Annotated in this window: 18 protein-coding genes; 7 read left to right on the top strand and 11 right to left on the bottom strand. The window is 64.6% G+C overall.

The features are described 5' to 3' along the window. Nucleotides 1-852 carry a dihydropteroate synthase gene (folP, locus tag CK220_RS07790; RefSeq protein ID WP_095810968.1) on the bottom strand — a complete coding sequence of 284 codons (852 nt, stop codon included), beginning with the start codon at nt 850-852 and terminating at the stop codon, nt 1-3. An 84-nt stretch (nt 853-936) separates the two neighbouring features. Here folP and CK220_RS07795 point away from each other — a divergent pair, with 84 nt between their 5' ends. Both CK220_RS07795 and CK220_RS07800 read left to right on the top strand, forming a co-directional pair. Beyond that, a complete protein-coding gene (locus CK220_RS07795; protein WP_095810969.1) occupies nt 937-1,557 on the top strand; it encodes a DUF922 domain-containing protein in 621 nt (206 codons plus the stop codon). A gap of 218 nt (nt 1,558-1,775) precedes the next feature. Next, nucleotides 1,776-3,263, top strand: a complete 1,488-nt coding sequence (locus CK220_RS07800) for an MDR family MFS transporter (RefSeq protein ID WP_095810970.1) — start codon at nt 1,776-1,778, stop codon at nt 3,261-3,263. A 5-nt stretch (nt 3,264-3,268) separates the two neighbouring features. On the opposite strand, the gene CK220_RS07805 is transcribed toward CK220_RS07800, so the two are convergent. The 3 genes from CK220_RS07805 to CK220_RS07815 form a co-directional block, all read right to left on the bottom strand. Then, nucleotides 3,269-4,300, bottom strand: a complete 1,032-nt coding sequence (locus CK220_RS07805; RefSeq protein ID WP_067319714.1) for an NAD(P)/FAD-dependent oxidoreductase — start codon at nt 4,298-4,300, stop codon at nt 3,269-3,271. Between the two features lie 95 nt (nt 4,301-4,395). After that, nucleotides 4,396-4,716 (bottom strand): 2Fe-2S iron-sulfur cluster-binding protein, encoded by a 321-nt coding sequence (locus CK220_RS07810; protein ID WP_066992377.1) that lies wholly within the window; start codon nt 4,714-4,716, stop codon nt 4,396-4,398. Between the two features lie 107 nt (nt 4,717-4,823). Continuing rightward, on the bottom strand, nt 4,824-5,192 hold the full coding sequence (locus CK220_RS07815) for an Hpt domain-containing protein (protein WP_095810971.1): 369 nt from the start codon (nt 5,190-5,192) through the stop codon (nt 4,824-4,826). A 292-nt stretch (nt 5,193-5,484) separates the two neighbouring features. On the opposite strand from CK220_RS07815, the gene CK220_RS07820 reads away from it, so the two are divergent. Then, entirely contained in the window at nt 5,485-11,688 is a 6,204-nt protein-coding gene (locus CK220_RS07820) for a kinesin (RefSeq protein ID WP_095810972.1), read from the top strand. A gap of 254 nt (nt 11,689-11,942) precedes the next feature. Here the strand turns inward: CK220_RS07820 and CK220_RS07825 are convergent, their stop codons facing one another. The 4 genes from CK220_RS07825 to CK220_RS07840 form a co-directional block, all read right to left on the bottom strand. Then, nucleotides 11,943-12,533 (bottom strand): ABC-type transport auxiliary lipoprotein family protein, encoded by a 591-nt coding sequence (locus CK220_RS07825; protein WP_095810973.1) that lies wholly within the window; start codon nt 12,531-12,533, stop codon nt 11,943-11,945. Between the two features lie 88 nt (nt 12,534-12,621). Continuing rightward, the gene (locus tag CK220_RS07830; RefSeq protein WP_095810974.1) at nt 12,622-13,995 is read right to left on the bottom strand and encodes an MlaD family protein; all 1,374 of its coding nucleotides are present in this window, start codon (nt 13,993-13,995) and stop codon (nt 12,622-12,624) included. 14 nt (nt 13,996-14,009) lie between these two features. After that, nucleotides 14,010-14,828, bottom strand: a complete 819-nt coding sequence (locus tag CK220_RS07835) for an ABC transporter ATP-binding protein (protein ID WP_095810975.1) — start codon at nt 14,826-14,828, stop codon at nt 14,010-14,012. Between the two features lies 1 nt (nt 14,829). Next, nucleotides 14,830-16,017 carry an ABC transporter permease gene (locus tag CK220_RS07840; RefSeq protein WP_095810976.1) on the bottom strand — a complete coding sequence of 396 codons (1,188 nt, stop codon included), beginning with the start codon at nt 16,015-16,017 and terminating at the stop codon, nt 14,830-14,832. Between the two features lie 77 nt (nt 16,018-16,094). Here CK220_RS07840 and dgcA point away from each other — a divergent pair, with 77 nt between their 5' ends. Continuing rightward, nucleotides 16,095-17,078 carry an N-acetyl-D-Glu racemase DgcA gene (dgcA, locus tag CK220_RS07845; protein WP_095811169.1) on the top strand — a complete coding sequence of 328 codons (984 nt, stop codon included), beginning with the start codon at nt 16,095-16,097 and terminating at the stop codon, nt 17,076-17,078. Here the strand turns inward: dgcA and CK220_RS07850 are convergent. Continuing rightward, complete coding sequence (locus CK220_RS07850; protein ID WP_095810977.1) at nt 17,049-18,263, bottom strand: MFS transporter; 1,215 nt, start codon at nt 18,261-18,263, stop codon at nt 17,049-17,051. The two genes, dgcA and CK220_RS07850, sit on opposite strands and share 30 nt — an antisense overlap. A gap of 150 nt (nt 18,264-18,413) precedes the next feature. Then, nucleotides 18,414-19,244: a UDP-2,3-diacylglucosamine diphosphatase gene (locus tag CK220_RS07855; RefSeq protein ID WP_095811170.1), complete on the bottom strand. Its 831-nt coding sequence runs from the start codon at nt 19,242-19,244 to the stop codon at nt 18,414-18,416. Between the two features lie 118 nt (nt 19,245-19,362). On the opposite strand from CK220_RS07855, the gene CK220_RS07860 reads away from it, so the two are divergent. The 3 genes from CK220_RS07860 to CK220_RS07870 all read left to right on the top strand — a co-directional run bounded on the left by CK220_RS07860 (nt 19,363) and on the right by CK220_RS07870 (nt 23,952). After that, nucleotides 19,363-20,142: an SDR family oxidoreductase gene (locus tag CK220_RS07860; RefSeq protein ID WP_095810978.1), complete on the top strand. Its 780-nt coding sequence runs from the start codon at nt 19,363-19,365 to the stop codon at nt 20,140-20,142. Nucleotides 20,143-20,302: 160 nt separating this feature from the next. After that, nucleotides 20,303-22,624 (top strand): NADP-dependent malic enzyme, encoded by a 2,322-nt coding sequence (locus CK220_RS07865; RefSeq protein ID WP_095810979.1) that lies wholly within the window; start codon nt 20,303-20,305, stop codon nt 22,622-22,624. A 113-nt stretch (nt 22,625-22,737) separates the two neighbouring features. Continuing rightward, complete coding sequence (locus tag CK220_RS07870) at nt 22,738-23,952, top strand: DUF2865 domain-containing protein (protein WP_095810980.1); 1,215 nt, start codon at nt 22,738-22,740, stop codon at nt 23,950-23,952. Here the strand turns inward: CK220_RS07870 and gltX are convergent. Then, entirely contained in the window at nt 23,870-25,243 is a 1,374-nt protein-coding gene (gene gltX / locus CK220_RS07875) for a glutamate--tRNA ligase (RefSeq protein WP_095810981.1), read from the bottom strand. The two genes, CK220_RS07870 and gltX, sit on opposite strands and share 83 nt — an antisense overlap. Between the last annotated feature and the right edge of the window lie 25 nt (nt 25,244-25,268).

Consider the following 25,268-nt stretch of genomic DNA (forward strand, 5'->3'; position numbering starts at 1 on the left):
TCAGCGTCCGGGAGAAAGTTTTTCTCGGGCCAGCATAGCATCGGCCATCGCCAGCGCATCCACGTTGATTGCGACATCGTGGACGCGAAAAAGATCGGCTCCCTTGAGCCGCAGGATGACGCTCGTGGCCGCCGTTCCAACAGCCCGCTCAGCGGGCTCGCGCCGGGTGACGCCACCGATGAAGCGCTTTCGCGACGTCCCCGCCATCAGTGGAAAGCCAAGCGCCTGAAGCTCGGAGAACCGCGCCATCAGATCGAGGTTTTCCTCGGTCGTTTCCTTGGCAAAGCCGAAGCCGGGGTCGAGCACGATCTGGTCATCGGCTACATTGCTGGCGCGCGCGATTTCCAGCGATTTACTGAGGAACAGAAGCTGGTCCTCGATCACGTCCGGCAGCTTCCGGCGTTCACGGCCGGTATGCATGATGATCAGGCCGGCGCCGGTCTCGGCCGCGACTTTCGCGATGCCGGGCTCGCGCTGCAGTCCCCAGACATCGTTGACGATATGCGCGCCGGCAGCGACGGCCCGCCGCGCGGTGTCCTCGCGATAGGTGTCGACCGAAATCAGAGCCTCGCCCGATGTCGCGAGCGCCTCGATGACCGGCAGCACCCGCGCCTGCTCTTCTTCGGCGCTGATCGGGGCAAAACCAGGCCGCGTCGATTCCCCGCCGACGTCGATGATGGCCGCGCCCTCTTCCGCCATGCGGCGCGCCTGGGCTAACGCCTTCTCGGGCGCGATGAACAATCCCCCGTCGGAGAAACTGTCCGGCGTGACGTTGAGGATGCCGACCACGACCGACTTGGGGCCGAGGTCGAGATGGCGTCCATGCGCGAGTTGCCATCGCCTTGTCGTCATTGTCCATCAACCATGCGTGATCCGCGCGAAATCAATTTCGTTGCGCCGGCAACGGCCGTAAAGCAAGGTGCGTGAAGAGGCAACATGATGAACCGTCCCCTGCTCTGCGCCCTGATGGTCGCGCTCGCCGCCACGCCGGCCGCTGCGGCGAATCTGGTGAAGACCTACAGCTATTTCAGCGTCGGCGGCCGCACGCTGGACGACATCGAAAAACAGCTGACGAAAAACGGGCCGGAAGTGAAGAGCACCGGCTCGCGGCATCCAGGCGCAACGCAGATGGCTTTCACCACGCGCGTCAGCTACGCGCAGACCGCGAATTCGTGCCGGATTGCGAACGCGCAGGTGACCGTGAAGGTCAAGGTGATCCTCCCGGAATGGCGGCGACCGCGCAAGGCCGATCCGGAGGTCAGGCTGTTCTGGGATACGCTGTCGGCCGACATCAAGCGGCACGAAGAGCGCCATGTCGAGATCGCCAAGAACCACGCGCGCGAACTCGAGGACGCACTGAAGGCGACTTATCCTCAGAGGACCTGCGAAGCCGCAAAGGCCCGGGCCGCCCAAATCTCGGCCGCCATCCTCGTCAAGCACGATCGCGCCCAGGTGCAGTTCGACCGCGTCGAAAGCGTCAACTTCGAGAGTCGAATCATTCGGCTCCTGCGCTACCGGATGCAGCGCACCCAAAGTGGCCGGTTGCCCCCGGCTTGACCATTGGAACGGTGGTGCCGGCGAAAGCCAATCCTGCCGAAACAATGGTGCCAGGTTCGCAAAACTTTCAAGCACCGGTCGAAAGCGGCCTATATCGAACGACATATGGTGTTCGCCGTCCGGCGCTCCTTGGAAATACGAGATACGAATGACGGGCGCAGGACGCCCCGCACCGGCTGCTTCTTGCCGACGGCGCACCGACCTTGAAAGAGTGACGCATGGACCAGACCGTCGACAATCGCACGACGATGGGGACAACCGCCTCGCCTTCGATCAGCGAGAGCGAGAAAAACGCCATCATCGGCGGAGTGCTCTTGTCGATGCTTTTGGCGGCGCTTGACCAGACTATTGTGGCGCCTGCCTTGCCGACCATCGCGCATGCGCTCGGCCACGCCGAATACCTGCCCTGGATCGTGACCGGCTATCTGCTGACGGCTACCGCGATGGCGCCGCTCTACGGCAAGATTTCCGACGTCTACGGCCGCCGGCCGGTCATTTACGCCGCCATCCTGATCTTTCTTCTGGGATCGCTGGTCAGCGCTCTGGCCCCCAACATGCTGGTGCTGGTCATCGGCCGGGCGATCCAGGGGGCCGGCGGCGGCGGCCTTTTCGCGCTGACGCAAACCGTCATCGGCGATCTGGTGCCGCCACGCGAGCGGGCCCGCTACGCCGCATGGATCTCCGGCACCTGGGCGGTCGCAAGCGTCGCCGGCCCCCTGCTTGGCGGTGTCTTCGCAGAGCATCTCCACTGGTCGTTGATCTTCTGGATCAACCTGCCGATCGGCTTCCTGGCGATGGCGATCATCAACAATCCGCTGAAGAAGTTGCCGATCGCGGCCAAATATCACCGCATCGACGGGTTGGGCGCAGTGCTCTTAGTGATCGCCACGGCGCTGCTGCTTCTGGCGCTCAACTGGGGTGGCAGCACCTATCCGTGGTTCTCGCCGGAAATCCTTGGACTGGTGGCCTGCTCGGCCGCGTTCTGGGCGTTGTTCGCGCTGCGGCTGCTGAGGGCCAGTGAGCCTTTGATCTCGCTCGAAGTGCTGGGCAACCCGATCGTGCTCGCCGGCACGTTGTCGATGTTCCTGCTGCAGGCGGCAAACATCGGTGCGTCTGTGTACCTGCCGGTCTATCTGCAGTCGGTCGTCGGGCTCTCGGTCAGCGAATCCGGCACCGCCATGCTGGGTCTCCTGCTCGGCACCGTTGCCGGTGCCGCTTTCAGCGGCCGCATGATCCCGCGCTTCGTCCACTACAAGCGCATTGCCATGGTCGGCATCATTCTGGCGATCGCCTGCATCGGGGTGCTCAGTGCCATTGCGGCACACGCCTCGGTGCTCGAAGTCGAAATCCTGACGACCCTCATTGGCCTCGGCAGCGGCACGACCTTCCCGGTCAGCACCGTCTCGGTCCAGAACGCGGTCGATCGCGCCCATCTCGGTGTCGCGACCGGCGTCCTGACCTTCCTGCGTTCGCTGGGCGGCGCGCTCGGCGTCGCCCTGCTCGGCGCCGTCGCGCTCGGCTACGGCCTGCCGCTAGCCGCCGAGGGCTCGCAGACGCATCTCGAGCTGACATCGGCGATGCCGTTCGTGATGATCTTCCTCACCGCCGGCATCACCCTGGTCCTGGCATTGATCGCGCTGGCGCTGATGCCGGAAAAGCCGCTGCGCGGCAAGGACGAGCACGCAGCGCCCGTGCTCGCCGAATGATCACGTCAATCGTGGACGCCGAGCTTCTTTTGCAGGCTGGTCGACGAGGTCGTGTATTGGAAGACGATGCGCTCGCCCGGGCTGACGATGCGTTTCGCAGCCTGCGCCATCAGGGCGACCTCATGGAAGCCTGACAGGATCAGCTTCAGCTTGCCCGGATACCAGTTGATGTCGCCGATGGCGAAGATGCCGGGAACCGACGTCTGGAATTTCTCGGTGTCGACCGGGATGAGATTCTCATGCAGGTTCAGCCCCCATTCGGCGATCGGCCCGAGTTTCATGGTGAGGCCGAAGAACGGCAGCATGCGCGTGCATGGCACCTCGATATCGCCGTCCGGGCCACCTTTGATGGTCGCGGACGAGAGCTGGCCGTCGGCGCCCGCCAGCCCGCTCACCTGACCGACCAGGAATTCCAGCTCTTTCATCTCCTGCATGGCGTACATCTTGTTGACGCTGTCGGGCGCAGCCCGGAATTCCGGACGCCGGTGGACAAGCGTCACGCTTTTGGCGATCGGCTGCAGGTTGAGCGTCCAGTCAAGCGCCGAATCGCCGCCGCCGACGATGACGAGATCATGGCCGCGGAAATCTTCCATGCGCCGGACCGAATAGAAGACGCTCTTGCCTTCGTAGCTCTCGATGCCCGGGATGGGCGGTCGCTTGGGCTGGAACGAGCCGCCGCCGGCGGCGATCACCACCACCTTGGCTTCGAACACCTCAGCCTCGTCCGTGGTGACGCGGAAGCTGCCGTCCTCGAGCTTTTCGAGGCTTGAGACCATCCGGTTGAAAGTGAAGTCCGGCTTGAAGGGGTGAATCTGTTCGAGCAGCTTGTCGACCAGACCCTGCGCCGTGATCATCGGCCAGCCGGGAATGTCGTAGATCGGCTTTTCCGGATAGAGCTCGGCACATTGCCCGCCGGGACGGTCGAGGATGTCGATGAGATGGCACTTCATATCGAAGAGCCCGAGCTCGAACACGGCAAACAGACCGACCGGCCCTGCCCCGACAATAAGTACGTCCGTCTTGATCGTGTCCGTCATCAGCTCCGCCCCATTTTGGGAATGGTGGCGACAGTGCATGAGCATCGGCCCGCTGCCAAGCAGCCACGGGCAAAATTGGAAAATGGAGACTTGGTTCAGCCCTGGCGTTCGGGAACGCGCACGACCAGCCCGTCGAGCGCGTCGCGCACCTTGATCTGGCAGGACAGGCGCGAGTTGGGCCGGACGTCGTAGGCGAAGTCCAGCATGTCCTCCTCCATCGCTTCCGGCTCGCCGACCTCGCCCGTCCAGGCCTCGTCGACATAGACATGGCAGGTCGCGCAGGCGCAGGCGCCGCCGCATTCGGCCTCGATGCCGGGCACCGCGTTGCGGATCGCGTTTTCCATGACGGTCGAGCCGTTCTCGGCCTCCACGTCGAATTGAGTGCCGTCATTGGCGATGTAAGTCAGCTTGGCCATTTGTCACCTGAGGAGTCGCAGCCGAGATAATCACTCCGCCGGACAAGTCAACTGCGGCGCGAAAGCGCCACCGCATGACGTTTTTTCTGGATGTGCTCCCTGGAGGACTACCGGCTGATGGCGGCGATGAAGTCCCGCACTTCATCGATCAGCACGCCCAGCTTCCTCAGGATGCGACCATCCTCAGGCTGCTCTTCGATGGCTGCAGCGCATTCGGCGACGGCAAAGGCGCCGATGCCGCGCGCCGAGCCTTTCAGGCCGTGTGCAAGCAGCACCCGTTCTTTGGCATCGGCATCGACGATCTTGTCGCGCACCGAAAGCGCCTGCTGCACGAACAGCGCCAGCACCTCCTGTTCGAGCGCGCGATCATCCATCGTCTGCCGCGCAAGGTGGGCCATATCCACAGGTCGCGACCCTGCCGTTCCCGACACGTCGCCGCCGGGCATGGAAAACGCGATTCCACTGTCACCACGCATACGCACTGCTACTCCAAGAAGAGGGCGGCCGGCCGCCCAAAAATAGGCGGATTCCGGTCGCCAACGGGTTAACGATTGCCGGGGAAAAATGTTGTCACGGAGGCAGCCAAATCACGCTTGCGTTAACCTTATATTTAAAGTTTTACGTATCGCCGGGAATGCATGTTTTCTTTACCCGTGTGTGTCATTACGATACGAACGTCCATTTTCAGCCTCCTGTCTGGGACCAGACAAGCCAGAATCAGGCCAAAATCATTAAGTCCCGCGGCAGCTAGTACAGGGTAGCGAAGGCATGGCTAAGAAACCGACGACGACCATATCTCTCGAGAGCGACGTGGCCGCGGAACTGGAAAAGGCGCTTGACCTTGACCTGAACGGCGACGAAGGCGGGCTCGACATGGCCGCGTCGATGGAAGATCTCGAGGCCCAGATTTCGGCGGCCGCGGACGAACTGGCGCGCGAAGGCCGCAGCCATAGAATCGAGCCGGCAAATGAGCCTCAGGCCGCGAAGGCGGCGCCTCAGCCGAAGCCGGCGGAACTGCGCCCGGTCGAATCGCGCGCCTCTCAGCCGAACGGTTTTACGCCGGCTCCCGCCGGTTTCACGCCGGCCAATGACGATCGCCAAAAGGATTACCGGACGCTTCTGCATGGCCTCAACCGGCGCGCTTCGAGCACCGTCTACTGGGTGATAGCGTTCATCTCACTCGCCTGGATCGCGGGCGCCGGCGGCCTCGCCAACCTGCTGTTCGGCCCAAGCATCTGGCAGATCCGCACCCTCGACCAGTTCTTCGCCCGCCCCGAGCTGATCGGCCTGGCGGTCGCGGCGATCATCCCGGTCGTCCTGTTCTGGGCCTTCGCCGCCATGATCCGGCGCGCGCAGGAAATGCGCATCGCCGCGCAATCCATGACCGAAGTGGCTTTCCGCCTCGCCGAGCCGGAAAACCTCGCCCAAGACCGCGTCATGATGATCGGCCAGGCCGTTCGCCGCGAGGTCGCCGCCATGGGCGAAGGCATCGAGCGCACTTTGGCGCGCGCCGTCGAGCTCGAAACCCTGGTCCACAGCGAAGTCAGCCAGATCGAGCGCTCCTATTCCGAGAACGAAGCGCGTATCCGCTCGCTGGTCGACGGGCTCGGCAGCGAGCGCGAAGCGGTCGTTAGCCACGCCGAGCGCGTACGCGCTTCAATCCATGGCGCGCACGAGACGCTGCGCGACGAGATCGGTGCCGCCAGCGATATCATCCGCGATTCGATCCTCAATGCCTCGACCAAGCTGTCGATGACAATCAACAATTCGGGCGACACGCTGATCGATCGCATCAACGAGAGCTCGCTGTCGATCTTCGATTCGGTGGAAACCCGGCTCGACACGATCACCGAACGCCTGTCGACCTCGGGCGAGGCCTTCGCCAGCCTGCTCGACACCCGCATCGCCAAGCTGACCGACACCACGGACGGCCTTACCCGCTCGCTGACCGATCTTCTCGACGACCGCACCAACGGCATGGTTTCGCTGCTCGGCGGCGCCGCCCGCACGCTGAACTCCGAGTTCGAAGCAAGCCTCAGCGGCATCGAGCGGACGCTGGCCGAGCGCGGCCAGGCGCTGATCAGCGAGTTCCAGACCCGCGCCGAAGCACTTGACACCGGCACCCAGAAGCTCAATGCCGCGCTCGAAGCGCGTGCCCGCCAGATCAACGAAACTCTGGTCGAACGTGCGCGCGAGATCGCCAGCACCTTCGCCGAGAGCAAGGACCAGCTGTCGTCGATGATCGATCAGGGCAAGACCCAGATCGGTGCCGACATGGCCGACATCATCTCGTCGACCTCCTCCATGCTCGAAGCCCGCGCCACGGATTTCGCCGGACGCATGGAGGCGGCCCGCCATGTCGTGTCGCGCGCGTTCGACTCCGACATCCAGCGCCTCGCCGATGCCCGCGCCGGCATTGACGAAGCCATCGAAGACCACAGCCGGAAGCTCTCCGAGAGCAGCAACCGTATGGCCGCTGCCATGCAAGAGGACCTCGCGAAGTTCGCCGAGAGTCGCGCCGGCATCGATGAGGCCGTGGCCAGTCAGGTCCAAAAACTGGCCGAGGGCCGCAGCCTTATCTCTCGCGCGCTGGAAGAGGACCTGCGCAAGGTCAACGAGTCCCACGCGGCCATCGACGCCTCGCTCGGCGCCCATCTCGAACAGCTCCAAGAGGGTCGCAACCGCCTCTCCCAGGCGCTGAACGAAGACTCCGGCAAACTCGTGCAAGCCCGCACTATAATTGACGAAATGGTCGCCGGACATGTCGGCAAGCTGGCCGAGGGCCGCAACATTCTGGCGCGCGCGCTGGAAGCCGATCTCGGTAAGCTGGCGGACAGCCGCGCCTCGATCGACGGCCTGGTCGCCGGCCAGGTCGAGAAGATTGGCGAGGGCCGCGCCGTGCTCGCCAAGGCGCTGGAGACCGACATTGCCGGGATAAGGAACCTGATCGAGACCCATTCGGCCAAGCTCGCCGAGGATCGTGGCGAACTCAGCCGCGCGCTGGAGGGCGACCTGAGCGGAATCCGAAGCCTGATCGACAGCCACGCCGGCAAGCTTGTCGAGGACCGCAGCCTGCTGTCGCAGACGCTGGAATCCGACCTCGCCAAGTTGGCCGAGAGCCGCGCCTCGATCGACGGCCTGGTGGCCGGCCAGGTCGAGAAGCTCGCCGAGGGCCGCGATATCTTGAAGCGCGCCCTGGAAGCCGACATCAGCACCATCAGGGGTGCCATCGCGGGACACTCCGAGAAGGTGCAGGAGGAACGCGCCCAGCTGTCGCAGGCCCTAGAGGCCGACCTGCAGACCGTCGGCGGCGCAATCTCCGATCACCAGAACAGGCTGGTCCAGGACCGCGCTGTGCTGTCGAAATCGCTCGAGGACGATCTGGCCAAGCTGGCCGAGAGCCGTTCCAGCATCGACGGCTTGGTCGCCGGCCAGGTCGAGAAGCTTGCCGAAGGCCGCGATATCCTCAAACGCGCGCTGGAAGCGGACCTCAACACCATCCAGGGCGCCATCGTCGATCATTCGCAGAAGATCGCCGACCATCGCGCCGAGCTGTCGCGCGTCCTGGATACCGACATGGCCAATGCCAGCGGCCTCATGCAGACCCACGCCGACAGGCTGGTCCAGGACCGCTCGACCCTGTCCAAGGCCTTGGAGGACGATCTCGCCAAGCTGGCCGAAAGCCGCTCCTCGATCGATGGTCTGGTCGCCGGCCAGGTGGAGAAGCTCGCCGAAGGCCGCGATATCCTCAAGCGTGCGCTCGAAGCGGACCTCGCCAAGCTTGCCGAAAGCCGTGCCTCGATCGACGGCCTCGTTGCCGCCCAGGTGGAGAAGCTTTCGGAAGGCCGCGATGTCCTCACGCGCGCCCTCGAGGCCGACCTGGCCAAGCTCGCCGAGAGCCGCGCCGGCATCGACGGGCTGGTCTCCGGCCAGGTGGAAAAACTCGCAGAGGGTCGCGACATCCTCAAGCGGGCGCTTGAATCCGATCTGCAGAAGCTGGCGGAAAGCCGCTCGGAGATCGACGGCGTCATCGCCGGGCACATCGGCAAGCTGTCCGAAGGCCGCGACATGCTGGCCCGCGCGCTGGAAGATGACCTCGTCAAGCTCGCCGAAGCGCGCAAGGACGTCGACCGTTCGGTATCCGGCCATATCGACCAGATCGCGGCCAAAAGCAGCGACATCTCGGCTGCCATCGCTGCCGATGTCGAGAAGATCGAGCAGGCCTTCAGCCGCCAGACCGGCGTCATCGAAGAACGGGCCGGCACCATGGAGCGTGCGCTCTCGAACGGCGTCGACAATGTCCGCGGCGTTCTCGAAAAGACCGCCGTCTTCGTTGCCGGCGCGCTGCGCGACAAGGTGATGGAAATCACCAGCACGCTGCACGAGCAGGCGGGCGTCGCCTTCAGCGACGCCGATCGCAAGATTGCCGAACGCGCCGAACAGACTTCGGCTGCGCTGCTCGCCAGGGCCGAAGAGATTGCCAACGCCTTCGAGCAGGCCGACCACCGCCTGCACGAGCGCGCTCAGGACACCTCCAGCATGCTGATGGCCCGCGCCGATGACGCGTCGAACGCGCTCATGGCCCGTGCCGAGGAAACCGCCGACAAACTCGCCGCCCGCGCCGGCGAGATCGCCGGCACTTTCGACGCCGCCGACCAGAAACTGGTCGCCCGCGCGGTCGAAACGGCGCAGTCGCTGGCCGCCCGGGCCGGCGACATCCTGCGCAACTTCGAGGGCGCCGACGAGCGCCTCAGCATGCGCATCACCGAATCGGCCGAAGCGCTGGCAGCACGCGCTTCTGATCTCGGCCGCATCTTCGACGCCGCCGACCAGCATCTGATCTCGCGCATTGCCGAGGGTTCGGAAGCGCTGTCGTCGCGGGCGTCCGAAATTGCCCGCATCTTCGACGATGCCGACAACCGCTTGGTGTCGCGCATCGCCAGCAGCACTTCGACCATCGGCGAACATGCCGACACCATTGTCGGCGCATTCGCCGCCACCGAGCAGCGCGTCGCCGACCGTGCCCGCCAAACCGGCCAGGAACTCGCCGTCCACGCCCGCGAGATCGAGCAGGCGCTTGCCGGTGCCGACGAACGGCTGGCCTCGAGCGCCGCTGCGGCGGCGGCCCGTGTCGAGGAGCAGGTGGCGAGCGTCGAGAACCGCCTCGCCTACGGCGCCGAAACAATTGGCCAGAAGCTCAACGAGCAGGTCTCCAGCGCCGAGGCGCAGCTCATCTCGCGCGCCAACGTCATTGCCGAAACCTTCACGGCGGTCGGCCAGCATATTGGCCAGAGCACCAACGAGGCGGCAAAGACCATCGGTGCCAACACCCGCGAGCTCAACACCATGCTTGCGGCGCGCTCCGCCGAAATGTCGAAGATTCTCGACGAGACGGCGCGTCCCCTGGTCGAGCGCTTCGCCCAGGGCGGCTCCGAGCTGCAAAAGAGCATGGAAGAGGTCACCGAACGGGCGACCGAGAAGCTGCGCAGCGAAAACGCCGCCCTCGTCAATGCGCTCGCCAACCGCACTGCCGATACGCTCTCGGCAGTCGAGGGCGCGCGCTCGACGCTGGCCGACAGCGTTGCCGACCTTATCGGCCAAATGTCGACCTCCAGCGCGCAGCTCGGCCAGTTGATCGACCAGGCGGCCGTCAATCTCGGCCAGGTCGAGGAGCGCCTGAGCGGCAGCACGCAGAGTTTCGCGGCGACCACCGAGAAAGCGGCCCAGACCTTTGCCAGCTCGGCGCGCCTCGTCGATTCCAACACGACGCGGCTCACCGATCTGTCGTCGGCGACGTTGCGCGAGGTCGCCTCGATCGCGACCAAGTTCGACGAGCACAGCCGCCTGCTGTCGAGCGCCTCGGACCTGCTGAGCTCCGCACAGAGCAATCTCGAGCACACGCTGGAGCGGCAGTCCTCGCTGGAAGACCTCGCCGTCGGCCTGGTCAAGAAGTCGGAAGACCTCGAGAAAGTCATGCGCTCCTTCGAGAGCCTTGTCGGCCAGACGATGCAGAATGCCGAGGGCCGGACGATGGAATCGGCAGAGAAGATCCGCACGGCCATCGCCGAGGTCGTCGATTCGGCGACGCGGCGCTTCGCCGACGCCACCGAGGAGATGCGGCGCACCGCGGGCTCCATCAAGAGCGAGCTCGACCTCACCCGCGCCGAGCTCAAGAAGGGCGTCATCGAGATGCCGGAGGAGGCCAAGGAATCGACCTCGGCCATCCGCCGTGCCGTCTCCGAGCAGATCAACGCGCTCAAGGAACTGTCGGATATCGTTGCCAAATCCGGCCGCAGCGGCAGCAGCGAGACCGGCGAGCCGAGTGGATTGCGTCCCGCACCGCAGGCGCCTGCCCGCCCCGCCGAGCAGCCGCTGCGCCGTCCGCCGGCACCGCAGCAGCCTCAGCCGGAGCGCCCGGCGCCGCAGGCACAGCTCGGCGAGACAACGCTGCGCGGCACGCTCGATCTCGAGCGCCCGGCGGAAGCGCCGCGCCGCGATCCGAACGGCCGCACGCAGCAGGGCGGCTGGGTGCGCGATCTCCTGACCAACGCCTCGCGCGAGGAAGAGCTGAAGCCGGCGACGCCCGCGGAAGCACTGCGCGCGACCCCTGCCCAGCGTTCGCCGCTGCATGTCATGGAATCGCTCAACTCGCTGTCCGTCGACATCGCCCGCGCCATCGACCATGACGCCTCGATCGAGCTATGGAACCGCTACCGCCGCGGCGAGCGCGACGTGTTCACGCGCCGGCTTTACACGCTGAAGGGCCAGCAGACTTTCGACGAGATCCGCCGCAAGTATCAGGCCGAGGCCGAGTTCCGCGCCGCCGTCGACCGCTACTGCGACGATTTCGAGAAGCTGCTCAAGGACGTGTCGCGCAACGACCGCGACAACATCATGGCGCAGACTTATCTCACGTCGGACACCGGCAAGGTCTACACGATGCTGGCCCACGCCAGCGGCCGCCTGCACTGAGCGGCTGTAACAAGAAAGGCGGGACAAACTCCTTTGTCCCGCCATGGTTGTGAACGTGAGCTGCGATAGATATCCTCGGTAGTGACGGGGAGGGGCCACGCCTTGGCGCTTGCTGGCGATTGACGAAAACCGTTGAAGACGGCGTCTTTCTCCCCGTCTCTATACGCGGAGAATGCCCGGCAGGGGCACCGAGGGGCAGCACCGAAGTTCAGCTTTTCGCCCGGGAGGCGAAGGCCTCACCGGATGGAACGTTTTCAGATCACCGAATCCGTCCAGCGCACGATGTCCTTCGCCGCCAGGCCGAAGGCGTTGTCCAGCGCGCCGACATAGGCGGCGTTGCCGCTGCCGGAGACCGGTGCGCTCGCCGTGAAGTCCTTCGAGGCGCGCACCTCGCCGTTGCGGTCGTTGAGGATGCGCACGAACAGGTCGACATCGGCATGCTCGCCGCCGTTGACCCGGACTTCGAAGGAGCGGACCTCGACGATGATCTGGTAGTCGATCGCCAGCCCCTCGCCCGGCTTGCCGACGCCGGCAAAGCTGCCGGAACGCTGGAACGTCTCGGCGAGCCTGGCCTGCACGATCAGCGGCAGGCGGTCCGCCCATTGCGCGCCCTTGAGGAACTGGATCGACTGGTCGGACGGTCTGATGACGATGTTCTGGCTGTCCAGCGCTTTCAGCGCAGAGGGTTGGGCGATCAGGATCTGGCGGCGGCTGTGGCCCCGCATGTCGACCGAAGGCGCGGAAAGCTCGAACGTGTCGAGCGGCGCCGGCCTGCCCCCCAGTACCGCGCAGCCTGCAAGCGTGAACACGAGCGCCGCGGCAGCAACGGACTTCAACCCTCTCACTGACTTCAAGCGCGATCCCCACTGTCCCCGGATCTGACGATCAACTTACAGCTGCAATCCATGTTCTTGGCGTTCGCAGCAGCGGAAGTCAACGCCGTGCCCTGCCGTCAAACTGACGGACCTCCCCCTCGCCGCCCGTCAGTATGCGCTGCGGGTTGCGGCTGAGATCGGTCACCGCCTCCTCGATTCGGCTGATCGAGCGCCGGCTGGCCTGAACCAGCGCCTCGACATCCTGCAGCCCCTGGCCGGAGAAGCGCGACAGATTGTCGACGATGGTGCCCAGTCGAGAGTTCAGCGTATCGGCAACCTGCTTGAAGGATTTCAGCGTCGCCCGAGCATCGGCCATCACGCCATTCGCTTCGCCGGACCCGAGAAGCTTGTCGACTTTCTCGAGAATTCCGTCGACGCGCACGGAGGCGTCGTTGAGGCGTTGCGCAAGCTGGCGGGCATTCTTGATCGTATCGTTGATGTCGTCGGAGCGGTTGGCGATCTTGTCGGTGACCCTGGCGATGTCAGCGGCCGCCTTGTTGGCGCTGTCGCTCGCCTTCTGGATGTTGGCGAGCGCCGTACGGACATCCGCCGGATCTATCCCATCGAGAACGCCGTTGACCTTGGCGAGCGTCCCTTGCGTCTGCTTGGCGAAGTCGTTGACCGACCCCACCGCGGCATCGACGTTCTTCAGCACGCCGTCCAACTGCCCGCTGGTTTCCTTGAGGTTCGCGGTGACCGTGTCGACATTGGCGACGATGCTTTTGATCCGGTCCTTGTCGACCGAATTGAGCAGGCCCTCGGCCGCCTTCAGCGTGCTGTCGAGTCGGCCCGACACATTCTGCAATTGCGCCGAAAGCGAGCTCACGGCGGACAGGAATTTGTCGATGCCGTCCGAATTCTTGGCAAGCGCGTTAGAGAAGGTCTCGACGTTCTTGACGGTCTGCGTCAGCGGCCCGCGAACATCCTTGGTGAAGCCTTCCAGCTCGGAAAGCACCTTGTCGGCACGGGTGAAGATGTTCTGCGCCGTCTGCAGCAGGTTGGTCACCGCCGACGGATTGGCGACGATCTCCGGAACCCTGCCTTCTTTCTCGGCCTGGTCGAGCAGCTTCACTTCCTTGGGATCGGCGCCTTTCAGCTCGATATTGGCCTGGCCGGTCAGACCGGCGAGCCCGATATCGGCCTGCGTGGACTTGGTGATCGGAGTCATCCGGTCGATCTCGGTGTCGGCGATGGCGACGGTCGGGTTGTCGACATCGATATAGACCCGTTTGACGTCGCCCACCTTGACGCCGTTGAACAGCACGAAGCTGCCGCGGCCAAGGCCCGAAGCCGAGCCCGGGATGCGCACGCGCAACAGCGTGGTCTCACCACGCTCGCCGATCGCGGCCGTCCAGTAGACGAAGGCGAAGGCCGCGAGGATCGCGGCCAGCGTGAAAATGCCGACGATTACGTAGTTGGCTCTGGTTTCCATTGCCCCACTTATGGCTATGCGCGCGCCGCAAGATCAAGTTGCCGGGCGCGTTTTCCGCGGAAATAGGATTTCACCCACGGCTCCTCGCTCTTCAGCATGTCGTCGATCGTGCCTTCCACAAGCACCCTCTTCTTGCCGAGCACCGCCACGTGATCGCAGGCGGTGAACAGCGTGTCGAGATCGTGCGTGACCATGTAGACCGTCAAATCCATCGTATCGCGCAGCTTGACGACCAATTCATCGAATTCGGCCGCGCTGATCGGATCGAGGCCCGAGGTCGGCTCGTCGAGGAAGACGATGTCCGGGTCGAGAGCCAGCGCGCGGGCCAACGCCGCGCGCTTGATCATGCCGCCCGACAGCTCGGAGGGGAATTTCTGCGCTGCGTCCGGCGGCAGCCCGACCAGCTCGACCTTGAGCATGGCGAGCTCGTCCATCAGCTTCTTCGGCAGGTCGAGATATTCGCGCATCGGCACCTGCACGTTTTCCAGCACCGTCAGCGCCGAAAACAGCGCGCCGTGCTGGAACAGGACGCCAAGCCGCATATCGATGCGCAGGCGTTCCATCTCGCTTGCCTTGTCGACGTCGACGCCGAACAGCCTGATGGTTCCGGATTGCTTCGGCATCAGCCCGAGGATGGTGCGCAGCAACACCGACTTGCCCGCGCCCGAGGCGCCGACGAAGCCCAGGATCTCGCCGCGCTTGATGTCGAGCGAAAGCTTGTCGAGGATCAGCTTGTCTTCGATGGCAACGGTGACCTCATGGACCGAAAGCACGATCTCGCTTTCATCCGTGTTCTGCGCCGTCTTGACCCCGTTGCCGCTTGCGACCGCCATCTCAGAACCCGATCGATGCGTAGAACATGGCGAAAAGCCCGTCGAGGATGATGACGACGAAGATCGACTTCACCACCGAGGCGGTCACGTGCTGACCCAACGATTCGGCGCTGCCGCCGACCTTCATGCCCTCGACCGAAGCGATGGTGCCGATGATCATGGCCATGAACGGCGCCTTGATCAGCCCGGCAAAAATGGTGCTGAGGTCGATGGCAACCCGCAGCCGATCGATGAATGCCGCCGGTGGAATGTCGGAATAGAGCCAGGCGGCGATGATGCCGCCCCCCAGCGCAGCGAAATTGGCAATGATCGTCAAGCACGGCAGCGCAATCACCAGGGCGACGAGCCGCGGAAACACCAGCACGCCGATCGGGTTCAACCCGATCACCTTGAGCGCGTCGACCTCCTCGCGCATCTTCATCGAGCCGATTTCGGCGGTGATGGCGCTGCCCGAGCGGCCGGCGAGCATGATCGCGGTCATCAGCACGCCAAGCTCGCGCAGGATCAGCACGCCGACGAGATCGACGACGAAAATGTCGGCGCCGAAATAGCTGAGCTGATAAGCGCCCTGCTGGGCGACGATGGCGCCGACGATGGCCGACATCAGCACCACCACGGGAATGGCGCCGACGCCCATGCGATCGATCTGGTTGAAGATTGCTGCCGGATTGACGGCATGGCCGCGGCCAAGCTTCATCTGCGCGCCGCGGATGGTGGCGCCGAGGATGTTCATCGAGGCCAGAAAATCGTCGCGCATCTCGTAGACGCGGCGGCCGACCAGCTCCAGCGCGCGCAGAATGATGTTGGGTGGTCCGGCCGGCCCTGATTCGGGTTCGCGCCGCACCGCGTCGCCGACCGCGCCGAGCAGGATCGAGGCGATCTCGCTCTGCCCCTGCACATGGACTTCGACGCCTTTCTTCTCGAAGGCGCTCGCCAGCCGATCGATCAGCCAGGCGCCGGCCGTGTCCATCTTCTCGATCTGGGAAAGGTCGAGCATCAGCGTCTTGGCGCTGTTGCGGTTTTCGATCTTGCGCATCTCGGCATCGACCGATGCGACGGTCCGCGTCGTCCAGACACCCGAGAAAGCGCAGCCGAGCACGCCGCCTTCCTCGCCGACGGCAATGCGCGGCTGGTGATTGGTATCACCGGCGGGCGTGCGGCTTGCGTCGCGTTTGCGGATGGTCAACATGGCGTCCTGTTTAGCGTGACGGGACTGGCGTGTCGATTTGCCGGCAGACCGGTGTCGCACAGCCGGAGAAGAAAAATATGGCGCGTGTCATTTCGGTCGAGGCGGAGCGATTCCCTATCGCGGGCACGTTCACCATCTCGCGCGGATCGAAAACCGAGGCCGAAGTCATCAGCGTGACGATCGCCGAGAATGGACATGTCGGGCGCGGCGAATGCGTACCCTACAGGCGCTACGGCGAGACGATGGAAGGCGTGCGCGCCGCAATCGAGGCGATGCGCGGCCAGATCATCGAAGGCATCGGCCGCACCGCCTTGCTCGCGGCCATGCCGGCGGGAGCGGCCCGCAATGCCATCGACTGCGCCTTATGGGATCTTGAAGCCAAGCTGGGCGCTAGGCCGGTGGCGGACGTGATCGGGGTCGTTTCGCCGAAGGCGCTGGAAACTGCCTACACGCTGTCGCTCGCCGAACCTGAAGCGATGGCGGCACAGGCCCGCGCCAATGCCTCGCGGCCGCTGCTCAAGGTCAAGATCGGCGGCCACAACGACGCGGCAAGGATTCGCGCCGTGACGCAAGCCGCCGCGCAAAGCCGCATCATCCTCGACGCCAACGAGGGCTGGACCGATGACAACATCGTCGAGAATCTCGCATTCGCGGCCGAGCACGGCATAGCGCTGATCGAGCAACCGCTGCCGGCCGGCCGCGACGGCATCTTGCGCGACATCGCGCATCCCGTGCCGATCTGCGCCGACGAAAGCGTGCACGAGGCGAAGAACCTCGAAGCGCTGGTCGGCGTCTATGACGCCGTCAACATCAAGCTCGACAAAACTGGCGGACTGACCGAGGCCCTGATCCTTCGCAACCGTGCTCGCGAGCTGGGTTTCGGCATCATGGTCGGCTGCATGGTCGGCACGTCGCTCGCCACGGCGCCGGCAGTGCTGTTGGCTCAAGGCGCCGATTTCGTCGACCTCGACGGGCCGCTGCTCTTGGCGCGCGACCGCGAGCCGGGGCTCGTCTACCAGGGCTCGCTGGTCTCACCCCCTGAGCCGGCGCTGTGGGGCTGAGCGCGCGGCAAGACCGATCAGCGCGAGGCCGATCACCGCGATCGGGATCATCGCCAGGAACCCGTCGACGCCAAGACGATCGTAGAGCGGGCCGGAAACCAACGTGACCGCGGCCATGAAGAAGCCGTTGAAGAAATAGGCGATGCCTTGCGCGGCGCCCGTGCGCTCTTCGGAAACCGTTTCGCCGATCATCTTCTGCAGGCCGATCAGCACCATCGCGACCGAAACCGCATGCAGCGTCTGGACGCCGAAGAAGCCGACGACGCCAAGGCCGAGCGGCCAGACCAGCGGAAACGCGACCCATCGCAGGATCGAGCCGATGCCGGCGATCACCATCACCCCGACCACCGATACAGAGGCGAAAATGCGGTTGAAGAACAAGAACATGCAGACCTCGGCAACCACACCCCAGGCCCACAGCAGGCCCACGACGGAATCGCTGATGCCGATCGACTTCCAGTAGATCGACACGAAGCCGTAAAGAAAGGCGTGGCTGGCGGTGATGATGCCGACGCCGAGCGTGAAATAGAGGAAATAAGCGTTGAAGAGGCTTGGCGCCGAATGCTGAATGTCGGTCGCCGACAGCGGCGACGCCTTGCGAGGCTTGCCCATGCGCGGCGCCCACAACCCCGCGACAAGCGCCGCGGCAAGCGCCACGAAGATGATCACGGGAACGGCCTGAGGACCTGTGGCCGCCAGGATCAAGCCGCCTAATATATTGGCGCAGAAATAGGAGATCGAACCCCATTTGCGCATGGCGGTGTAGTTGGAGCCGAAACGGCGCACGCCCGACAGAGCCAGCGAATCGGCCATCGGCGAATGCGGCGTCCAGGGGATCGAAAGCAGGAGCGAAACGGCCAGCACGCCCGCATAGGTGGCCGGCAGGAAATAGCCGGCCGAAATGATCATCGCCGCCGCAACCAGCGCGATATAGACATTGGCGCGGTCCTTCGCCCGGTCGGCAAGCGCGGTGAGCATCGGCGTCGTCACGACGCGCAGGAACATCGGCGCCGCCAGGATGACGGCGATCTGTTCGGCGTGGAAGCCTTTCGCCTCCAGCCAGAGCGGAAAATAGGGCAGATGCGTGCCCTGCGACACGAACAATGTCGCGAAGATCAGGCTCATGCGCAGTTCGAAATGGGCGGGCTTGACGAGTTGCTCAGGCGAAAGCGGCGGCAGCGACATGAATCGATCCAATTACGCTGCATTCCACGACCAGCAACGCGTTTCGATCCCTATCACGCGGCAAGGCGCGGCGGAACTGCCTGGACCAGTCGATCTGGCTAAAGCTGTTGAAAGAGAATGAACCTCGAAGCCGAGAAAGCGGAAAGGCTCTCAGGCAGCTTTGACCGCCCTGCCCTTGAGATCGAGGATATCGACGCGCACCAGCGCGTCCTGGCTAGCCGGAACTTCGGGCAGCACATGCGCCCAGGTCAGGATCTCCATGCGGCCGTCGAAATGCTCGACCACCGCCGTGCAGCTTTCCACCCAGTCGCCGGTGTTGATGTATTGCACGTCGCCATAGCTTTCGATCGCGGCGTGATGGATGTGGCCGCAGATCACGCCGTTGACATGCGAGCGCCGCGCTTCCTCGGACAGCACCGTCTGGAACGATCCGATGAAGTTCACCGCCTTCTTCACCTTGACCTTCGCCCAGGACGAGAACGACCAGTAAGGCAGGCCGAGCAGGTGGCGCAGCCTGGTCACGACGCGATTGACCAGCATCGCCGTGTCATAGGCGTAGTCGCCGAGGTAAGCGAGCCACCGCTGGTTGTGCACGACAGTGTCGAACTGGTCGCCATGGATGACGAGCAGCCGCCTGCCGTCGGCGGTCTCATGAATGGCGCGGTCGGCAACGACGATGCCGCCGAAATGCACGCCCTGGAATTGGCGGGCGAACTCGTCGTGGTTGCCGGCGATGTAGGTGATCGAGGCGCCCTTGCGCGCCTTGCGCAGCAATTTCTGCACCACGTCGTTATGGCTCTGCGGCCAATGCCAGCTGCGCCGCAGGCGCCACCCGTCGACGATGTCGCCGACCAGGTAGATGGTATCGGCGTCATGGTGGCGCAGGAAGTCGATCAGGAAATCGGCCTTGGCCGCTTTCGAGCCGAGATGCACGTCGGAAATGAACATGGTGCGAAAAGTGCGGGGCTCTGGACCGGACATCGCGATTTCCACCTTTCTTTGGCGTGCCTATGCCTCGATTCATGCAACAACCGTATGACGGTTGCGGTTGGTCCAGCCCAGGCGCTAGCTTGCCGCCTTCGAAAAAGGAGAAATCACCATGAATCTCGGCATTCGCGGCAAGAAGGCCATCGTCTGCGCCTCGAGCAAGGGCCTGGGGCGCGGCTGCGCGATGGCGCTCGCCGAAGCCGGCGTCAACCTTGTCGTCAACGGCCGCAACGCCGAGCTGTTGGCGAAGACGGCGCAGGAAATGCGCGAAAAATTCGGCGTCGAGGTGATCGAGATTGCCGGCGACGTCTCCAAGCCGGAAGTGCAGAAGGCATTGCTTGCCGCCTGCCCCGCCCCCGACATCCTGGTCAACAACAATGGCGGCCCGCCGCTTCGCGATTTCCGCGAGCTCGACCGCGCAAAAATCCTCGAAGGCGTGACGCAGAACATGGTGACGCCGATCGAGCTGATTCAGGCGGTGATCGACGGCATGGCCAAGCGCGGCTTCGGCCGCATCGTCAACATCACCTCGCTGTCGGTCTATGTGCCGATCCCGGGCCTCGACCTGTCGTCCGGATCGCGCGCCGGCCTGACCTCGTTCCTTGCCGGCGTGGCGCGCACGGTGATCGACCGCAACGTCACCATCAACAGCCTGTTGCCCGGCAAGCTCGACACCGACCGGCTGCGCGGCCCGCATGAGGCCGGCACGCCGGAAGACCCGGCAGCGGCCGCCGCGCGCAAGGCCCGCATCAGCGCCGACGTACCGGCAAAGCGCCTCGGCACACCGGAGGAATTCGGCCAGATCTGCGCCTTCCTCTGTTCGGTTCATGCCGGCTATCTCACTGGACAGAACATCCCCGTCGACGGCGGCCTCTACGTCAGTGCGTTCTGACGAGCTCGTCTGTCCGCCGGAAGTTTCCGAGCCAACAGTCTGAAATGGATCGATTATTTTCGCTGCGGCATTGTGAACGCCAGGGCCGATATTTGGCGTCGCGAAGAATCGTCGCTGCATGCTAAAAGGCTCGAAAGCAGAAGCGCAGGGAGGGCCGCGAATGGACGGCGAGAGCAAGAAAACGGCCCGATCGAACCTCGATGAGGCCGCCCTCTTCTTCCACAAGCACCCCAGCCCGGGAAAGCTCGAAATCCAGGCGACCAAGCCGCTGGGCAACCAGCGGGATCTCGCGCTTGCCTATTCGCCGGGCGTTGCCGCTCCTTGTCTCGAGATACGCGACGATCCGGCGACCGCCGCCGACTACACGGCGCGCGCCAACCTCGTCGGCGTCGTCTCCAACGGCTCCGCCGTGCTTGGGCTGGGCAATATCGGCCCGCTCGCCTCCAAGCCGGTGATGGAAGGCAAGGCGGTGCTGTTCAAGAAATTCGCCGGCATCGACGTCTTCGACATCGAGATCGATGCGCCCGAAATCGAGCGCATGGTCGAGACGGTGGCCGCGCTCGAGCCGACCTTCGGCGGTATCAATCTCGAGGACATCAAGGCGCCTGAATGCTTCGAGGTCGAGCAGCGGCTGAAGGCCCGCATGGGCATTCCGGTTTTCCATGACGACCAGCATGGCACGGCAATCATCGTCGCCGCCGCGGTGCTCAACGGTCTCGAATTCGCCGGCAAATCGATCTCCGACATTAAGATCGTCACCTCCGGCGCGGGCGCTGCGGCGCTCGCCTGCCTCAACCTTTTGGTTTCGCTCGGGGCCAAGGTCGAAAACATCTGGGTCACCGATCGTTTCGGCGTCGCCTACAAAGGCCGCCTCGAGGAGATGGACCGCTGGAAAGACCTTTATGTGAAGGATACCCAGGCGCGCACGCTGGTTGATGTCATCGCCGGCGCCGACGTCTTTCTCGGCCTCTCCGCCGCCGGCGTGCTGAAGCCCGAACTCCTGCAGCATATGGCGCCGAAGCCGCTGATCCTGGCGCTCGCCAACCCGACGCCGGAGATCATGCCGGAGGTTGCGCGCGCGGCACGGCCCGACGCCATGATCTGCACCGGGCGCTCCGATTTTCCCAATCAAGTCAATAATGTGCTGTGTTTTCCCTACATCTTCCGCGGCGCGCTGGACTGCGGGGCGAGCGCCATCAACGAGGAGATGAAGATGGCCGCGGTCAGGGCGATCGCGTCGTTGGCGCGCGAAGAGCCCTCGGACGTCGCCGCGCGCGCCTATTCCGGCGAGACGCCGGTCTTCGGCCCGGACTTCCTGATCCCCTCGCCCTTCGACCCTCGGCTGATCCTGCGCATCGCGCCGGCGGTGGCGAAAGCCGCCTGCGACACCGGCGTGGCAACGCGGCCGATCACCGATTTCTCGGCCTATATCGACAAGCTCAACCGCTTCGTCTTCCGCTCCGGCCTGGTGATGAAACCGGTGTTCTCCTCGGCCAAGGCCGCCAGCGCCAAGCGGGTCATCTATGCCGACGGCGAGGACGAGCGCGTGCTGCGGGCGGCACAGGTGGTCCTGGAGGAAGGCATCGCCGAGCCGATCCTGATAGGCCGCCCGCATGTCGTGGAAGTCCGGCTGAAGCGTTACGGGTTGCGCATCCGGCCAGGCGCCGATTTCGGCCTGATCAACCCGGAGGACGATCCGCGCTACCGGCACTATGTCGACCTCTTGATCGAGCTCGCCGGCCGCCGCGGTATAACGACGGAGGCCGCCCGCACCATGGTGCGCACCAACAATACGGTGATCGCCGCGCTTGCGTTGAAGCGCGGCGATGCGGATGCGATGATTTGCGGCCTCGAGGGCCGCTTTGAGCGCCACCTACGCAATGTCACGCTGATCATCGGACCGCGTCCCGGCATCAAGGACCGCGATCTCTCGACGCTGTCGATGCTGATCTCGCAGCGCGGCATCATCTTCCTCACCGACACCCATGTCTCGGTCGATCCGACGGCGGAGGAGATCGCCGAGATGACCGTGTTGGCGGCGGAAGAAATCCAGCGCTTCGGCATCGAGCCGAAGGCAGCGCTGCTGTCGCATTCGGATTTCGGCTCACGCGATTCACCCGGCGCACTCAAGATGCGCCAAGCCGCTGCCATCCTCGCCCGCATCGCGCCGGAACTGCAGTGCGACGGCGAGATGCATGCCGACTCGGCTCTTTCCGAGCATCTGCGCCAGCGCGTCTACCCGCATTCGCGGCTGAAAGGGGAAGCCAATCTGCTGGTGTTCCCGAACCTCGATTCGGCCAACATCACACTGACGGCGCTGCGTGCCATGATGGACGCGCTGCATGTCGGGCCGATCCTGCTCGGCACCGACAAGCCCGCGCACATCCTGACGCCTTCGGTGACCTCGCGCGGCGTCGTCAATATGACGGCGCTGGCGGTGGTCGAGGCGGCGCACAAGGCGCAGGCGCTCGCCCCGATCTAAGTTGAGTTGGCTGGCGAGCCGGCGCCAAGGCCGAATTGTGTTGGGGTAGTAAGCTAGCGAAGAGTTAACCACGCACGCGGTAGCCTTCCACAGGCAATCGGGATTCCAGGCGGATGCAGGGGTTGAAGCTGACGCACTTTGCTGCGCTGCTTGCAGCGTTGGCGGCGTCGGCTGTCGCCGTGACTGAGCCGCAGGCGGCTTCTCGCACGTGCCGCCAACTCGCAGCGGAGCTTGCAGCCACGCGCGGCGGTGGCGGTGGTCCGGGCCTGATCCGTAAATATAACGATGCGATCGCCCGCCAGCGCGAGCAGCTGGCCAAGGCGCGCAGCCGCGCCGGTGATGCCAATTGCGGCTTCACGCTGTTTTCGCGCAATGCCGGCCAATGCGCGGCGATCAATGCCTCGATAGAGCGCATGAAGGCCAATCTCGACACCTTGCAGGCGAGGCGCGAGCGGCTGGCCGGCGGCGGCGCGCGGCGCGACCGCAGCCGCATTCTCGCGGCGCTCGACGCCAATGGTTGCCGCGATGACGAAGTCGAGCCGCATCGCGCGCCGATCCAGGAGGCCGTCCCCGACAATGGCGACGGCAATCTGTTCGAGCAGCTTTTCGGCCGTGGTGACCAGGAGATCGAGACGCTCGACACGCCTGGGGCGCCCGAGGCTCCGCCGGACGATCCCAGCGTGCGCAACATCCGGCGGGTCATCAACCAACCCGACGGCATGGACCTGCCGAGGATGAACGGCGAGTTCCTCACCGTCTGCGTGCGCACCTGCGACGGCTATTTCTTCCCGATGTCGAACGCCGCCTCTGTTGGCGATTTCGAGCGCGATCAGAAGAATTGCGAATCGAGCTGCCCCGGCACCGAGATGCAGGTCTTCTACACGCGCGGCATGGACGATGACGCCGGCAACATGACATCCTCGGCGACCGGCCGTCCCTACGGCGAACTGCCGACGGCCTATCTCTACAAGCAGGCCAACTACTCGCGGCCGCCGCAATGCGGCTGCAACGCCCAAGGCGAAAACTTCTCGATCATAGGCGGCAATCCGCCCAATCCGGAGCAGTCGCAGCCGGACAGCGGGGCGACGACCCTCGTGCCGGCGCCCGCTGCCAAGCCCGATCCTGGCGCCGATCCCGAAACGCTCGCCAATGCTGCAGGCGGGCTCGACCGCGCGGCCATCAAGCAGTTGACCGCCAAGGTGCCCGTGTCACCGGTCTCGGCCCTGCCGCCGGAACAGCGCAAGGTCAGGGTCGTCGGGCCAGCGTTCCTTCCCGACCCATCAGCGGCAATAGATCTGCAAGCTCCGGCCCGGAAGACCGCCCAGTAAGGGCAAGCCGCAGCGGCATGAACAGCGGCTTGCCCTTGCGGCCCGTCGCTTCCTTGATCTTGCCGGTCCAATCCTTCCAGACGGTGCCGTTCCAAGGCTCCTCCGGCAACAGATCGAACGCCTGGTGGAGGAAGTCACGGTCCTCGCCGGAAAATTCCGCCGGCTCCTGCGGCCCGTCGCTCAGGATTCGCCACCAGGCGACGGCGTCGGACAAACGGTCGATATTGCCTCGCACGGCGAGCCAGAAGGGCTCGGCCCTGTCGCCGGAAATGCCGAGCACAATCAGCCGGTCGCGCGCCTCCTCGAACGGCATTTTGTGCATCAGCGTGCGGTTGAGCACGAAAAGCTCGTCGGGATCGAACTTGGCGGCAGACTTGGATGTCGCGGCCGGGTCGAAATGGCTGGCGAGTTCATTGAGATCGTGCGCTGCCGTGACATTTTCCGATGTGCCAACGAGCACGGCAAGCGATGCGACAGCCATCGGCTCGATGCCGTCCTCGCGCAGGCTTTCGATCGACAGCGCGCCGGTGCGCTTCGACAGCCCCTCGCCCGACACGGTGGTCAAGAGATTGTGGTGCCCGAACACCGGCGGCTCAGCGCCCAGCGCCTGGAACAAGGCGATCTGCACGCCGGTGTTGGTGACGTGGTCGTCGCCGCGGATGACATGGGTGACGCCCATCTCGATGTCGTCGACCACCGAAGGCAGCGTGTAGAGATAAGTACCGTCCTCACGCACCAGGACCGGGTCCGACAGTGAGGCGAGATCGACGGTCTCCTCGCCGCGCACAAGGTCGTTCCAGTGCACCTCGGTCCGTTCCGGCTGCAGCGGGTCGCCGGCGAAGTTGGGCAAAAGAAAGCGCCAGTGCGGCCGGCGCCCGTCGGATTCGTATTCGGCCACCTGCTCCGGCGTCAGCGTCAATGCCTCGCGGCCATAGACCGGCGGCAGGCCGCGCGTGCGGCGCACCTTGCGGCGCAGGTCGAGCTCCTCCGGCGTTTCGTAGCAGGCATAAAGCACGCGCGCGGCTTTCAGCCGCTCCACCGCGGCGTCATAGACTTCAAAGCGACGCGACTGGTACTCGGTAACGTCGGGAAAAATGCCGAGCCAATGCAGGTCGTAGAGAATTGAATCGGCGAATTCCTGCGTCGAACGGAGAACGTCGGTATCGTCGAAGCGCTGGATGTAGCGGCCCTTGTTGTTCATGGCGAAAAGCCAGTTGAACAGCGCGGTGCGGGCATTGCCGATGTGGATGCGGCCGGTCGGCGACGGGGCGAAACGAACGGTAACTGTCATGAGCGGGGCGTAGCGAATGCTTCTA

This window comes from Mesorhizobium sp. WSM3860 (assembly GCF_002294995.1).
In the GTDB taxonomy this organism is placed as follows: Bacteria; Pseudomonadota; Alphaproteobacteria; order Rhizobiales; family Rhizobiaceae; genus Mesorhizobium.

Excerpts from the sequence above, each read along its gene's own strand:
- dgcA (WP_095811169.1), top strand. The coding sequence starts at position 16,095 with ATGGCGCGTGTCATTTCGGTCGAGGCGGAGCGATTCCCTATCGCGGGC.
- CK220_RS07855 (WP_095811170.1), bottom strand. The coding sequence starts at position 19,244 with ATGTCCGGTCCAGAGCCCCGCACTTTTCGCACCATGTTCATTTCCGAC.
- CK220_RS07830 (WP_095810974.1), bottom strand. The coding sequence starts at position 13,995 with ATGGAAACCAGAGCCAACTACGTAATCGTCGGCATTTTCACGCTGGCC.
- CK220_RS07835 (WP_095810975.1), bottom strand. The coding sequence starts at position 14,828 with ATGGCGGTCGCAAGCGGCAACGGGGTCAAGACGGCGCAGAACACGGAT.
- CK220_RS07820 (WP_095810972.1), top strand. The coding sequence starts at position 5,485 with ATGGCTAAGAAACCGACGACGACCATATCTCTCGAGAGCGACGTGGCC.
- CK220_RS07810 (WP_066992377.1), bottom strand. The coding sequence starts at position 4,716 with ATGGCCAAGCTGACTTACATCGCCAATGACGGCACTCAATTCGACGTG.
- CK220_RS07840 (WP_095810976.1), bottom strand. The coding sequence starts at position 16,017 with ATGTTGACCATCCGCAAACGCGACGCAAGCCGCACGCCCGCCGGTGAT.
- CK220_RS07805 (WP_067319714.1), bottom strand. The coding sequence starts at position 4,300 with ATGACGGACACGATCAAGACGGACGTACTTATTGTCGGGGCAGGGCCG.
- CK220_RS07865 (WP_095810979.1), top strand. The coding sequence starts at position 20,303 with ATGGACGGCGAGAGCAAGAAAACGGCCCGATCGAACCTCGATGAGGCC.
- gltX (WP_095810981.1), bottom strand. The coding sequence starts at position 25,243 with ATGACAGTTACCGTTCGTTTCGCCCCGTCGCCGACCGGCCGCATCCAC.
- folP (WP_095810968.1), bottom strand. The coding sequence starts at position 852 with ATGACGACAAGGCGATGGCAACTCGCGCATGGACGCCATCTCGACCTC.
- CK220_RS07860 (WP_095810978.1), top strand. The coding sequence starts at position 19,363 with ATGAATCTCGGCATTCGCGGCAAGAAGGCCATCGTCTGCGCCTCGAGC.
- CK220_RS07795 (WP_095810969.1), top strand. The coding sequence starts at position 937 with ATGATGAACCGTCCCCTGCTCTGCGCCCTGATGGTCGCGCTCGCCGCC.
- CK220_RS07800 (WP_095810970.1), top strand. The coding sequence starts at position 1,776 with ATGGACCAGACCGTCGACAATCGCACGACGATGGGGACAACCGCCTCG.
- CK220_RS07850 (WP_095810977.1), bottom strand. The coding sequence starts at position 18,263 with ATGTCGCTGCCGCCGCTTTCGCCTGAGCAACTCGTCAAGCCCGCCCAT.
- CK220_RS07870 (WP_095810980.1), top strand. The coding sequence starts at position 22,738 with ATGCAGGGGTTGAAGCTGACGCACTTTGCTGCGCTGCTTGCAGCGTTG.
- CK220_RS07815 (WP_095810971.1), bottom strand. The coding sequence starts at position 5,192 with ATGCGTGGTGACAGTGGAATCGCGTTTTCCATGCCCGGCGGCGACGTG.